Below are 12,397 nucleotides of genomic sequence, written 5' to 3'. Positions count from 1 at the left end.
ACAGCCCTTTCCCTGTAAGAAAAATGATTATAAAAGTATCGTAATTATGGTTCCTTTATTTTCAAGGCTAGTCAAATCAAGTTTACCTTTGTGAGCCAGAATAATGTCCCTTGCAATGGCCATTCCTAAACCGGTCCCATGTGTACTGGCAGTATTCGTACCTCGATAGTAGCGTTCAAAAACCTTTTCTAAATCTTTGGCGGGAATACCCCGGCCATTATCGGCAATCGTAATTAGGGTATGCTGTTCTGATTGTAGATGAATATCATCAATTTGTATTTTTACAACGACATTTTCCCCGTTATGCAAGAGTGCATTATAGATAAGGTTGAAAATCGCCCGTTTCAGTAATTTTTTATCCACTTTATGTGTTGCTTTGTCCACATTTGCCACAAACTCAACCTGTTGATCACCAAATTGTGAATCATTTAAAAGCTCGATCGTCATTTCTCTTATAAACCCAACGATATCAACATCTTCAAATTGCAAAGGAAGTCGTTGGTTGCGCAAACGCATCGTTAAATTCAGGTCATCCAATAAATCTTTCATATAAACGGACTGTCTATTAATAATGGATGTAAACTCATACAATTCCTGTGCCGTTAATTCAGTGGAATTATCTTTCATAAATTCAGTATAACCATGGATGGAAGCAAGTGGTGTCTTCATGTCATGAGAGACATTGCTGATCCATTCCTCACGCATTTGGTCGAGTTGATCACGTTCTTTTTCATACTGATCCAATTTCACCGATAGTTCATTCATATTGCGAAATACATCTTCATAAACGCCTTTTGGTATGCTCATTTTTTTATAGCGCCGCTCCCGAAGCTGCTGAATTCCTTCTATTAGTATATTCAGCGGACTCGTTAATTTTTTTCCAAATAAGAAACCAATGACTAATGCAATAATGATATCCACGATTAAAAATATTACTAGTAAGATTTTTAAGTTTTTAATAACTTTTTCATAATCATAGGTTATTATATAGCGGCCGATTTTCTGTTCCTTAACTCCTATAAAATAGCTGAAATTATGGGCTTCGCCGACAAAAACAGTCGTTTCTGCATCAATTTCCTTATACTTATACATTTGGACGATTTCAACAGGAGAATATACGGTCTGCAATTTTTGAGGTGTATAAAAGGCTGCAGCCTGTTCACCCTTTTCATTCAAAAATTGTATCCAGGCGTTATTGTTCCGCAGTTTTTCCAGCCCTTCTTCATTTACGATTGGTTTGTTATCTATTAGTTCCACATATTGTGAAAATGTTCTGCTAAAGTTTTCTGCAGATACTTCTTCTGCCTCGAAATTATGCATGGCTCGATAAAAGAGTAGAGATAAGAGTAAAATTGTATTTACGATCCCTATGATTACAACAATTGTCACAACGGATCCTAAAAAGCGCCGTGTCAATTTCCATTTCATTTAGTTTCACCCTTGGTTAATTTATAACCAAGTCCTTTAACGGTTATTAAAAAAGAAGGCTTTGAAGGGTCTGCCTCGATTTTTTCGCGTAAACGGCGAATATGTACCATCACTGTATTATCAGAGCCAAAGAAATCATCGTCCCACACATGTTCAAATAAAGTTTCCTTGCTCAAGATCTGATTCGGGTGGTGCATAAAACAGCTCATCAGCCCGATTTCTTTAGCTGTGAGCTCAAGCGTTTTGCCATCCTTTTTCACTTCATTTCCATTTGCACTAAGCTCAAAAGGACCAACTTGAAGTTTTTTCGGAGCCGCTTTTCCCTCTGAAAAACCCGCTCGTCTCAGCTGCGCCTTTACCCGAAATGCAACTTCTTTCGGACTGAATGGTTTGGTAATATAATCATCCCCGCCAATCGCCAACCCTAAAAGCTTATCAATTTCCTCATCCTTTGCCGACAAAAATAAAATGGGTACATTCGACACTTCACGAATTTGCTTGCATAAATCATAACCTTCACCATCTGGCAGCATAATATCTAGCAGGACTAGTGCTGGATCAAACTTCTGAAACTTGGTCCACCCATCCGCAATCGTCCCCGCTGTAACAATATTCGGGATACCTTCTTTATGTAAAACTGTCTCCATGAGACGTGCCAAATCTTCTTCATCGTCAATAATTAAAATCCACTGATCATTAGGCATTCTTCTTCCTCCAAACATCAATCATACCCTACAGTATAGAGTACCCCTTATGAAAAGATAAGGGGAGGAAAGATTTTTAACGGACTCATTCCAATATTTTCATGAAACAGAGTGGAAAAAGGAAAGTGCCATTACATGAAAAATTATTGTAGGAATCAAAATTCTGATGCCTGGTTATTATTTTGTTAAGGGAGTTTACGAAAGAAGATCGTGCTTCATGCTGATTTGGTAAAGGTTGTATGATAAACTGTTTAAAGTATTGTTAGGAATATTATGCTAAGTAATATGATTAAGGAATTCGTTGCTGTTCTTTTGCCCCGAATCTTAGCGAATGTGGAAGAATAAAAGGAGAAAAATATAATGGAAACAAAAAAGGTGTTACCCGTTCTTTTTTTAGTGATGTTTTTAGTCATGGTCGGATTTGGGATCATCATTCCCGTCATTCCGTTCCTTGCTGAAAAGGTTGGTGGCAGTCCGACCGAACTTGGTCTTTTAATGGCCGTTTATTCACTGATGCAATTATTTTTTGCCCCGATGTGGGGACGTATATCCGACCGGATAGGACGTAAGCCTGTCATGATAATCGGGATTGCTGGACTGGCCCTTTCGTTTTTCATCCAGGCCTCGGCAGATTCCTTATGGGTATTATTTGTAGCCAGAATCATTGGCGGGGTTTTGTCATCGGCAAACATGCCAACCGCAATGGCGTATGTGGCTGATATCACTACGCCGGAAGATCGGGGAAAAGGGATGGGAATCATCGGGGCCGCTACAGGGCTTGGATTCATCTTTGGACCTGCGATTGGCGGGGTATTCTCCAAATCAAGTTTGAATCTACCGTTTTACATTGCTGGAATTTCCTCTTTGATTACATTATTCTTAGTGATTGCGATACTGAAGGAATCACATACAGTTGAAAAGAGGGCCCAACAGTCAAAAAATAAAGAGTCCATGTGGAATGCCTTTAAGGGGCCTCTTAAAACCATGTTCTTCCTGCAATTGATCGTCACTCTTTCAATGGCAGGACTCGAAACGACTTTTGCCTATTTTGCAGCAAAAAAGGCTGATATAAGTCTTGTCCAATTAGGCTATATCTTTATGATCATGGGGGTTGGCAGTGCGATCGTTCAAGGTGGATTAGTGGGTAGGATGACAAAGAAATATGGGGAAGGCGCTGTCATCCGAATGGGAATCATCGTATCGGCAGTTGGTTTCATTCTGATCCTGTTTTCTTCCGGCTTTTGGACATCGGCGCTCTTCCTGACGATTTTCGGAGTGGGAAATGGGTTCATCCGGCCAGCCATTTCGGCACTGCTGACGAAAAGTGCCATGACGGGCCATGGCAGTGTCACTGGATTGCTATCTTCCTTCGACTCGTTCGGCAGGATTGCAGGTCCTCCAATAGGCGGCTGGTTATTTTCGATTTCGATTGGTTTACCATTCATATCAGGCGCGATCCTGTCCGTTTTTGCTTTGATTCTTTTTCAGTTATACCATGCACGGACACAGACTAAACAGGTCCAAGCATCTCATTAATTTAATGATGGGCAAAAACCCCCCATTTCAAAAAAAATGAGGGGCTGCGAGCGGTGCTTGAATAGCACCGTTTTTTATTGAATCATATTGAGGAATTTACGTGTACGCACTTCTTTAGGGTTTGTAAAAATCTGCTCGGGTTTTCCCCGCTCCATTATTTTTCCTTCATCCATGAAAATGACTTCATCGGCGACTTCACGGGCGAAACGCATTTCATGGGTTACCACGATCATTGTCATGCCTTCTTCTTTCGCCAGGTCTTTCATGACCTGTAACACATCTCCAACGAGTTCTGGATCTAAAGCGGAAGTCGGTTCATCGAATAGCATGACCTTAGGCTCCATGGCCAGGGCCCTCGCAATACCGACTCGTTGCTGCTGTCCGCCGGACAATTGAAACGGGTAAAAATCGATTTTTTCACCTAAGCCCACTTTTGTAAGCAGGGCAGCAGCCGTTTCTTTCGCTTGATGTTTGGCTATGTTTTTTACAATGATGGGGCCTTCCATTACATTTTCCAATGCTGTTTTGTGGGGGAAGAGGTTATAGCTTTGGAAAACCATCCCTGTCAAACTGCGAAAAGATGTAATCGATTTTTTTCTAACGGTTTTTTTGAAGTCCATTACCGTTTCATCGATTTCAATCGTCCCGTCCGTTGGCACCTCAAGGAGATTCAAACACCGAAGAAAGGTTGTTTTGCCTGAACCCGAAGGACCGATCAATACAATGACTTTACCTTGCTCGACTTCCAAATCGATGCCCTTTAAAACTTCAAGGTCACCAAACGATTTATGAAGATTCTTAATGTTGATCATTTTAAAATCTCCTTTAACTGCTGCGGTTCTTATTTTGCTACATAACGATTAAGTCTGTCTTCTAAACTTCCTTGTATGAAAGATAAAATGGTACACAAAATCCAATATAAAGCAGCCGCTTCCATGTAAAGTAGTAGAAATTCATAGTTTTTTGCAGCGATCTCTTGAGCTTTACGGAATAATTCCGTTACAAGAATGAGTGATGCAAGCGATGTATCCTTTAAAAGGCTAATGAACGTGTTGGATAATGGGGGAACGGATACACGCGCTGCTTGCGGCAAGACGATCCGTTTTAAAGCTTGGGTATATGACATCCCGATTGAATAGCCCGCTTCCCATTGCCCTTTAGGTATGGATAAAATGGCCGCTCTAATAATTTCCGAAGCGTATGCTCCAACACTTAACGAGAATCCGATTATAGCCGATATAAAAGGACTTATGGTTACACCTAAATTTGGAAGTCCATAGAAAATGATAAATAATTGCACAAGTAAAGGTGTCCCGCGGATGATCGACACATATACTCGCGCAATTATTTGAAAAATCCTAATGGAAGATAATCTAGCCAATGCTGTGAGTACAGCGAGAATAAGGCCGAGAACAAATGAAATTAGCGTTAGTGGAATCGTATATTGAATAGCTCCCTCTATCATCGGATAGAGGGAGGTCCGAGCGATTGAAACAAGCTGGTCCATACGCTCGGGGTCGGTGATAATATTACTTAGGAGAAACATCTTCACCGAACCATTTATCAGAGATTTTTGCGTACGTGCCGTCGTCTTTCATTTCTTTTAATGCTTTGTTTACTTCTTCCACTAATTTGCCGCTGTCTTTTCTGAACATTAAACCACTGGCGGCTCCGCTTTCTTCCTCATCAGCGACTTTGATAGGTGCATCCGGATGTTGCTTTTTATAATCAAGGTACGACAATTTGTCATTGATCGTCGCATCTACACGTTTAGAGCCAATTAGCTGTACAGATTGAGAAAATCCTTCAATACCGGTAACTTCAGCACCATGTGATTTGGCTAGATCATTGTAGTTACTCGTTAAAGATTGTGCAGAGGTCTTGCCTTTCAAATCATCGAAGGATTTAATATCCGAATTATCTTTGTGTACAAGTAATACGGCTCCTGATTGAATATAGGGGTCAGAGAAATCATATTTCTTTTGACGCTCTTCATCAATGCCCACTTGGTTTGCGATCATATCAAAACGTTTTGCATCCAATCCTGCAAACATGCCGTCCCATTGTGTTTCCTTGAATTCAACTTTCACTCCAAGGCGTTTTGCCACTTCTTTAGCAATTTCAACATCAAACCCCGTTAGTTTATCTGAGTCATCGTGGAATGTGAAAGGAGGGTATGTACCTTCTGTTCCAACAGTTAATACGCCGTCTTTTTTGACTTTATCATATAGACTTTCCTGTGAAGAAGATTTATTGTCGGTCTCGTTTGCCTCATTTTTTGTATTGGTACCACAAGCGGTAAGTAAAACCGTGAAAGCTAACAATAGCGACAAAAGTGCAACCATTTTTTTCATTTGGGTAAACCTCCTAGTAATCTGATAGGGATTGATACTCTGTGATACTATACAAGTAAAGGAAAAAAGTCAATGAAAATAACTTATATGTTAGTGTTAATGAAACTTGGTGAATTATACGGATTTTTACGCATTGAAGTGAAATAATACTAAAACAAAGGTGAAGCGTTAGCCGAGGAAGGAACCTAAAAAAAGCATCTAAGCATGGCGATCCTTTTTCAGGGTCTTCTGGTCGCGGTTGCTACGTGGATAAAGGGAGTATTGTCCCTTAGATTCTTAATGATCCCATCTGTGAAAGCCCTGAACTTATTCATCATCTTACCGATCCCCTCCATATATTGAAATAATGTTGAGCAAGCTATTTTTATTGTAAAAATATTAAGAATCCCGTTTGGGTGAGTATGGTTTATGTAAATGAAATGACCGGTTTGCTTCCATTATATATTTTGGGGCTGACAGCAGTTTGAAAGTTGAAAGGGAGAGAAGGGAAGGGACTTGAAACAAAAAAGGTTGTAGCGAAAATTTTCTTTCTCTACAACCTGCGGCGGCTATGTTGCCGTTCATTTAACTTCGAGTAGATTGATATGATCTACAGTTTGATCTTCACCGACAATGAATTGCAGTTCATAATTCCCTGTCTTGTAAATGTAGTTGATTTCATTCGTACTGGAAATATGGCGTATTTCGTCAGCACTGCCGAGTTGATTCCCTAAAACTTTAGGTGTGATGCTTCCCAGATTATGGTCCCGTTCTACATTTGTCCCAAAATACCGGATTTGTGAGATGGTCTTGTCATCGTTATAGGCAAATGCAAATCCTGGATGCCCCATTTCTGCATGGTAATAGTCAAAAGTTTCATCCGTTTTACCTGGTTCAGGGGGAGAACCAAATGTCTCAAATACTTCTTTTTGGGTGTTTTCATTAATTTTCAAACCCGTGGCAGTATAAGGCATTTCTCCTGAAAAAGCTTTGTTGTAGATTTCAGATAAGGTGGTAAGAGCGTGTTCCTTAGCTATTCCAGAAGCGGAATCCAATGTGGATGCAGCTTCAACCGGCTCTGTTAAAAACGGTGCACCTGCCCCTAAAAGAGAACCGGTTAAAATAATGGCGCTGACCATTCTGGCCGCTGGTTTTTTAGACAACATTTCTTATCCCTCCTATATCATTACTTTTCCACAATTTACTTACATGAAACATTTTCTTGATGATCAATTGGATTGATTATGGTGGTGCATTAGGGAGTATGGTTGGGGTGTCTACTAAAGATAAACTATTTGAAAACCGCTCCCGGGAGTTCCAGGTTTATGGATCAGGGGCATTTCATGGCCTTTCATCATGGGAAAATGATTGGACTGCGTGACTTCCACATTAGAGAATTTATGACAAAGATTATAGATTTGATTGGGGCGGAGCTGCCACGGTTATAGATCAATACGAGTAATTCCATGCCGTATAAGACCATAAAAAGGCTGATTCACGATGTTGAAACACTTTGAAAATGATGTAGTTAATCCCAAACACTGATTCTAGGAACTCCAGCAGTTCTTAAGTTGTCCAATAATTGACCAGTATGTACAGACTCATGATAAGCGATTCTTAGCAACATGTCTCCTAAATCCCTGATATATCCCATATTGGAACCATCAATTTTATTATTGGATAAGTCGTTTGCGCTGAAGGATAGGATCGTTTCCAAAAAGTCACTCCTGTAAGGTTCATTGGAAACCAGATGACAAGGCATTGAGCTGTTTAGAAATGGTTAGGCATGACCTTGATAGTGAACATTATTATCATCTATCTATTAAAAATCAAGGTAGTTTACCCGTTTATGAATCACCATTTGAAAAAACAGCCGCTTATCTCTGTTGAAGCGGAATTAAACTCGGCCATGGAAAGAGCTAGGGAAGGGTAATTCTTAATCTATCTTCTTGTTTGCGGTAATAGGTGACGGGAGGGCCTTTTTAAACGAGTGATTGAATTAGAATGTCATCATGATAAATTAGAACCGGTTTAAACCCAAGGTCTTTAAACTTTTGTAATGCTTCAGGGTTATTTTTGTTAACAAATCCAGACACTATAAGAATCCCTTTTTCTTTCACATAAGCTACTAATTCTGGTAAAAGGGATTGCAGAATTCCTTTTTCTCTATATTTTTTGTCAAGTACGACATAATTAATATGAGCCACTTTATATAAGTAAAGATTATAACAAAGAAACCCCACTACTTTACCTTTATCATTACAAATTACAAGTACCTTATGTGATTTTTGCAAAATTTCATTCACTTTTTTAGACGAAACCAGAAAATTACTTACCGTAATATCCGTTAGTTTCTTGATATCTTTTTTAGGATGCCATTCACGAACATACATCATAATTTCTCCTTTATCTCTATTAGATATAACAGCTATTCACCAGAAATATATAGCTAGTGCGTTTGAAAAAAACAAAAATCCTAAAATAATGTAATTATGTTCGATTAAGATGGAATCCCCTTGGAATATTTCCAAAGGGATTCCATCTCAATCTTAAAAAAGCAATCTATTAATCCCTTTTAAATTTCTTGATTGAAGTAGGTTCCTTGATCGATGAACCTTTATTCTTTTTCAACAAATTATTTAAGATTCTTCTCAAGGCTGACCTAAGGCTGTTATTTCCACTTCCGGAATTGCCATTGCTGGAACTATCAGCTCTTCTTAGTCTTTTGTTTGGCACTGTAATCATTCCTTTGCTTTATAAATTTTCACATTACTAATTTATGTTTAATCTTCCTTTTTGCTTGGACAAGTTCACCAATTGTTGATGCGTATGATATGTATTCGTGATACCAATAAATGTAATAATATGGTATAATTGTGAAGTGGTTCACAAAAAGGGATCAACGGATCATCATGTGATCTATATAAAGGAAAGTGGGTTGGTTATATGCTGAAAAAAGTGGTTTTAGCTGGCGGGACCGGTTTTGTCGGTCAATACTTTGAAAAGCATTTCAGTAATTTGGGATATGAGGTTAGGATCATCTCCAGGCAAACCCCGCATATTGGCTGGGAAGATAAAGAAGGAATAAGGGAAACAATCGATAATTCGGATATGTTAATCAACCTAGCAGGAAAAACGGTCAATTGCCGTTACAATTCCAAGAATAAGAAAGAAATATTGGATTCAAGAACTGATACGACTGAAGTGCTAGGTGAGGCGATCGAACAATGTGAAAACCCTCCTTCATTATGGATAAACTCAAGTACGGCAACGATATACAGGCATGCTCAAGATAGACCAATGACGGAGGAGGGTGGTGTAATCGGTTCAGGCTTTTCCGTTGATGTTGCGAAAGCATGGGAGCGATCATTTTTCGATTTCCGATTACCCAAGACGAGACAAATTGCTTTACGGATCGCCATTGTATTGGGGGATGGGGGCGTGATGACCCCATATAGAAATTTGGTTAAATTCGGACTGGGAGGCCATCAAGGGTCAGGAAATCAGAAATTCAGTTGGATACATATAGAAGATTTATTTAACATTGTCCTTTTTCTGAGAAAGAATCAAGAGCTGAGCGGGGTGTTCAATTGTTCATCGCCGCATCCCGTTACAAATCGTGAATTGATGGCTCATTTGAGAAAGCTTATGAATATTAGGATAGGGCTTCCCTGTCCAACACCCATGCTTGAAATGGGGGCTTTCTTTATGGGGACCGAAACGGAATTGATATTAAAAAGCCGGTGGGTCATACCTGAGAGATTGGAAAATGCGGGATATGCATTTAAATTCCATCATCTTGATGAGGCTCTGGAACAAATACTTATGAACTCATAAAATGCTTGTGATTGATTGCTATAATGATAGATAGAAAATCATTAATGGAGGGGAATCGTAGAATGAATATGACTCCATCAGAAAAAGTCGGAAGATTCACAATAGGGATATTTTCAGAGTTGGCGACTCGCAAGCAGGATGCAATGAAACGAGGAATGGATGTTATCGATTTGAGTGTAGGAAGTCCGGATTTACCACCGCCTGATTTTGTCATGGATACGCTAGTGAAGTATGCGCAGGATCCCAATTCCTACGGGTATACGTTAAAAGGTACGCCTGAATTCAATGAGGCAGTCCGTTATTTTTATCGGAAGCGTTATGGAGTGGAGCTGGATGCGGAAAGGGAAGTCCTCCAACTGATGGGATCGCAGGATGGCCTTGCACACTTGGCAACGGCGATGATAAATCCTGGAGATTTTGTGCTGGTGCCAGATCCGGGATATCCAATTTATGAAGCAAGTGTAGAGCTTGCCGGCGGAATCATATATCCAATGCCACTTACTTCCGATAATGGATTCCTGCCGCAGCTCAACGGAATTCCGGATGAAATAGTGGAAAAGACTAAAATGATGATCATCAGTTATCCAGGAAATCCTGTCACTGCCCTTGCTGATGAAGCTTTCTTTTCGGAAGTCATATCATTTGCGAAAAAGAACGAGATCATGGTGGTTCACGATTTTGCTTATTCCGAGTTGATTTTTGATGATCATCCGCAAATTAGTTTTATGTCCATTCCTGGTGCCAAGGAAGTGGGGATTGAATTTAACTCACTTTCCAAAACTTTTAATATGGCCGGCTGCCGCATTGGGTATGCGGTGGGCAATCGAGAGGCGCTGAACATCCTTGGAACGTTGAAATCACACATCGATTATGGGGTTTTTTATCCCATCCAAAAAGCTGCGGAGATGGCGCTTACTTCCAATCTTTCGCTGCTATCCGAACAGGTTAAGGAATACCAGTCCCGACGAGATGCCTTGATATCAGGTCTTGCGGAAGGGGGATGGCATGTGTCGAAAACCTCAGCTACCATGTTTATTTGGGCCCGAATTCCTGCTGGCTGGAAATCACGGGATTTTGCCTATGCATTGATTGAAAAAGCAGGGGTCACGGTCGTCCCAGGCGATGCTTTTGGGAAGCAGGGTGAAGGGTATGTTCGGTTGGCCTTGGTCCAGCCGGCTAAGAGATTGACAGAAGCTGCTGAACGGATCCGATTGTTTTTCGAGGGGAAAATTGAAGTGTGAAAAATCCAGTATCCAATATATCCAGGTTATAAGAACGCTCGATCACGGATCGAACGTTCTTTTCTTTGTTTCTCCCGCTTTTATGGTGACCTATAGAGGCAAGAAGCTTATTGGAATCAACTGGCACCTTGAGGGAGTTGGTACTCACTTGTTAAAGTGAGGCGCCCTCTAGTGGTTTAAAAAAACTATTTTGAAGTTTAAGAGAAGGTCCATCCTCGGATGTGCTTTTAAAAAGGACAAGCCGCATAATATATAGAAAGTCCGTAACCATATTCAAAGAAGCGGATTTAATTTGATAGAGAAGGGGATAAGCGATGATCAACTGGAAAATGCGTCTTGAAAATCCTACGTTTATATTCACTGTGCTCCTTCCTGGCTTCTATTATTGGCGCAGATGGTTGCCTTCATTCCTAATCAATTTTCATTACGCCCATAGGCTTTACCATTACTGATGATGCAATGAACGGGGCTTTAGGCATCATCAACTTCATGGCGCTTACATTATTTGGGGTCGGCGGTGTGGTCGATCATACCTTTAATGGTCTACGTGACAGTGAAAATGCTCGACAATACAAGGATCCTAAGTAATAGGCACTATTCTTTCTCTATTGAAGAGTAGAATACCAGATAACACCGTACTAGTTACAAAACGGTGTTATCTGGTTATTTGTTTTTTGTCAGAGATGATGGCCGAATTGAAAAATGATTTTTGGTCTGAAAATCGCATTGCAACATACATTTAAAATTGTGGTCATTTTCAGTTTGAGGAGGAAAAAAGATGAGTTATAGTTTACCAGTTTCAAAATGGCTTGCAGCCATAGTTTTAATCGGAGCATTATTCACGGCATTCATAATCAGTCCGGCTAATGCTTCAGCCTCTATTAATTATGGTGATGAAGTTGCCGCTTTGGCAAAGAAGCAGGTGGGAAGCAAATATAAATATGGGGGGACGACACCAAAAGGATTCGATGCTAGCGGTCTTACCCAGTATGTATATAAAAATGCCGCCACAGAAATGAAGATTCCAAGAACGAGTGCGGAACAGTATAAAACCGGAAAGGCCGTGAACCAGAAAGATTTAAAAGCGGGAGATTTGGTCTTCTATGCGACAGGTAAGAAAGGGCAGGTCTCTTTTGTGGGAATCTATTATGGAAATGGTACATTTGTCGGGACCACCACCAAAGGGGTCCAGATGGTCAAAATGAGTGATAAGTATTGGAAAGAAAAATATATAGGGGCAAAACGAGTCATTAAGTAGCAATCTGATGTTCATATGAAAAAGTCCAGCCAAAAAAGAGCATCGAAAAACCGATGCTCT

At 40.1% G+C, this 12,397-nt stretch carries 14 protein-coding genes and 2 pseudogenes; 7 read left to right on the top strand and 9 right to left on the bottom strand.

What is annotated here, in order from left to right; genetic code table 11:
* Positions 1 to 27: 27 nt before the first annotated feature.
* Together IOC57_RS09065 and IOC57_RS09060 are read right to left on the bottom strand one after the other, a co-directional pair.
* The gene (locus tag IOC57_RS09065) at positions 28 to 1,428 is read right to left on the bottom strand and encodes a sensor histidine kinase (RefSeq protein ID WP_207438423.1); all 1,401 of its coding nucleotides are present in this window, start codon (positions 1,426 to 1,428) and stop codon (positions 28 to 30) included.
* Positions 1,425 to 2,132 carry a response regulator transcription factor gene (locus IOC57_RS09060; protein ID WP_207438422.1) on the bottom strand — a complete coding sequence of 236 codons (708 nt, stop codon included), beginning with the start codon at positions 2,130 to 2,132 and terminating at the stop codon, positions 1,425 to 1,427. The genes IOC57_RS09065 and IOC57_RS09060 overlap by 4 nt, the downstream gene beginning before the upstream one ends.
* A gap of 360 nt (positions 2,133 to 2,492) precedes the next feature.
* On the opposite strand from IOC57_RS09060, the gene IOC57_RS09055 reads away from it, so the two are divergent.
* The gene (locus tag IOC57_RS09055; protein WP_207438421.1) at positions 2,493 to 3,668 is read left to right on the top strand and encodes an MFS transporter; all 1,176 of its coding nucleotides are present in this window, start codon (positions 2,493 to 2,495) and stop codon (positions 3,666 to 3,668) included.
* Between the two features lie 74 nt (positions 3,669 to 3,742).
* On the opposite strand, the gene IOC57_RS09050 is transcribed toward IOC57_RS09055, so the two are convergent.
* The 4 genes from IOC57_RS09050 to IOC57_RS09035 form a co-directional block, all read right to left on the bottom strand.
* A complete protein-coding gene (locus IOC57_RS09050) occupies positions 3,743 to 4,480 on the bottom strand; it encodes an amino acid ABC transporter ATP-binding protein (protein WP_207438420.1) in 738 nt (245 codons plus the stop codon).
* 29 nt (positions 4,481 to 4,509) lie between these two features.
* Complete coding sequence (locus tag IOC57_RS09045; RefSeq protein WP_207438419.1) at positions 4,510 to 5,214, bottom strand: amino acid ABC transporter permease; 705 nt, start codon at positions 5,212 to 5,214, stop codon at positions 4,510 to 4,512.
* On the bottom strand, positions 5,198 to 6,022 hold the full coding sequence (locus IOC57_RS09040) for an amino acid ABC transporter substrate-binding protein (protein WP_207438418.1): 825 nt from the start codon (positions 6,020 to 6,022) through the stop codon (positions 5,198 to 5,200). The genes IOC57_RS09045 and IOC57_RS09040 overlap by 17 nt, the downstream gene beginning before the upstream one ends.
* Before the next feature lie 560 nt (positions 6,023 to 6,582).
* Positions 6,583 to 7,167, bottom strand: a complete 585-nt coding sequence (locus IOC57_RS09035) for a YjgB family protein (RefSeq protein ID WP_207438417.1) — start codon at positions 7,165 to 7,167, stop codon at positions 6,583 to 6,585.
* A gap of 159 nt (positions 7,168 to 7,326) precedes the next feature.
* Here IOC57_RS09035 and IOC57_RS25805 point away from each other — a divergent pair, with 159 nt between their 5' ends.
* Positions 7,327 to 7,449 carry a hypothetical protein gene (locus tag IOC57_RS25805; RefSeq protein ID WP_286184659.1) on the top strand — a complete coding sequence of 41 codons (123 nt, stop codon included), beginning with the start codon at positions 7,327 to 7,329 and terminating at the stop codon, positions 7,447 to 7,449.
* Positions 7,450 to 7,529: 80 nt separating this feature from the next.
* Here IOC57_RS25805 and IOC57_RS09030 read toward each other — a convergent pair.
* A pseudogene (locus tag IOC57_RS09030) lies at positions 7,530 to 7,739 on the bottom strand (DinB family protein); the annotation flags it as partial.
* Between IOC57_RS09030 and IOC57_RS25800 the strand changes: the two are divergent.
* A pseudogene (locus IOC57_RS25800) lies at positions 7,733 to 7,910 on the top strand (DinB family protein); the annotation flags it as partial. The pseudogenes IOC57_RS09030 and IOC57_RS25800 overlap by 7 nt on opposite strands.
* 73 nt (positions 7,911 to 7,983) lie before the next feature.
* Here IOC57_RS25800 and IOC57_RS09025 read toward each other — a convergent pair.
* Positions 7,984 to 8,394, bottom strand: a complete 411-nt coding sequence (locus IOC57_RS09025; protein WP_207438416.1) for a GNAT family N-acetyltransferase — start codon at positions 8,392 to 8,394, stop codon at positions 7,984 to 7,986.
* A gap of 553 nt (positions 8,395 to 8,947) precedes the next feature.
* Here IOC57_RS09025 and IOC57_RS09020 point away from each other — a divergent pair.
* Together IOC57_RS09020 and IOC57_RS09015 are read left to right on the top strand one after the other, a co-directional pair.
* Positions 8,948 to 9,838: a TIGR01777 family oxidoreductase gene (locus tag IOC57_RS09020; RefSeq protein ID WP_207438415.1), complete on the top strand. Its 891-nt coding sequence runs from the start codon at positions 8,948 to 8,950 to the stop codon at positions 9,836 to 9,838.
* A gap of 62 nt (positions 9,839 to 9,900) precedes the next feature.
* Positions 9,901 to 11,079 carry an LL-diaminopimelate aminotransferase gene (locus tag IOC57_RS09015; RefSeq protein WP_207438414.1) on the top strand — a complete coding sequence of 393 codons (1,179 nt, stop codon included), beginning with the start codon at positions 9,901 to 9,903 and terminating at the stop codon, positions 11,077 to 11,079.
* Positions 11,080 to 11,230: 151 nt separating this feature from the next.
* On the opposite strand, the gene IOC57_RS09010 is transcribed toward IOC57_RS09015, so the two are convergent.
* On the bottom strand, positions 11,231 to 11,440 hold the full coding sequence (locus IOC57_RS09010; protein ID WP_207438413.1) for a hypothetical protein: 210 nt from the start codon (positions 11,438 to 11,440) through the stop codon (positions 11,231 to 11,233).
* 98 nt (positions 11,441 to 11,538) lie between these two features.
* On the opposite strand from IOC57_RS09010, the gene IOC57_RS09005 reads away from it, so the two are divergent.
* Entirely contained in the window at positions 11,539 to 11,667 is a 129-nt protein-coding gene (locus IOC57_RS09005) for a phage holin (protein ID WP_207438412.1), read from the top strand.
* 190 nt (positions 11,668 to 11,857) lie between these two features.
* Complete coding sequence (locus IOC57_RS09000; protein ID WP_207438411.1) at positions 11,858 to 12,337, top strand: C40 family peptidase; 480 nt, start codon at positions 11,858 to 11,860, stop codon at positions 12,335 to 12,337.
* The last annotated feature ends 60 nt before the right edge of the window (positions 12,338 to 12,397 follow it).

This window comes from Bacillus sp. SD075 (genome assembly GCF_017355165.1).
Taxonomy (GTDB): domain Bacteria; phylum Bacillota; class Bacilli; order Bacillales; family DSM-1321; genus Peribacillus.
Note: the sequence above shows the minus strand (reverse complement) of the source record. Positions and strands in the feature narration are given on the sequence as shown.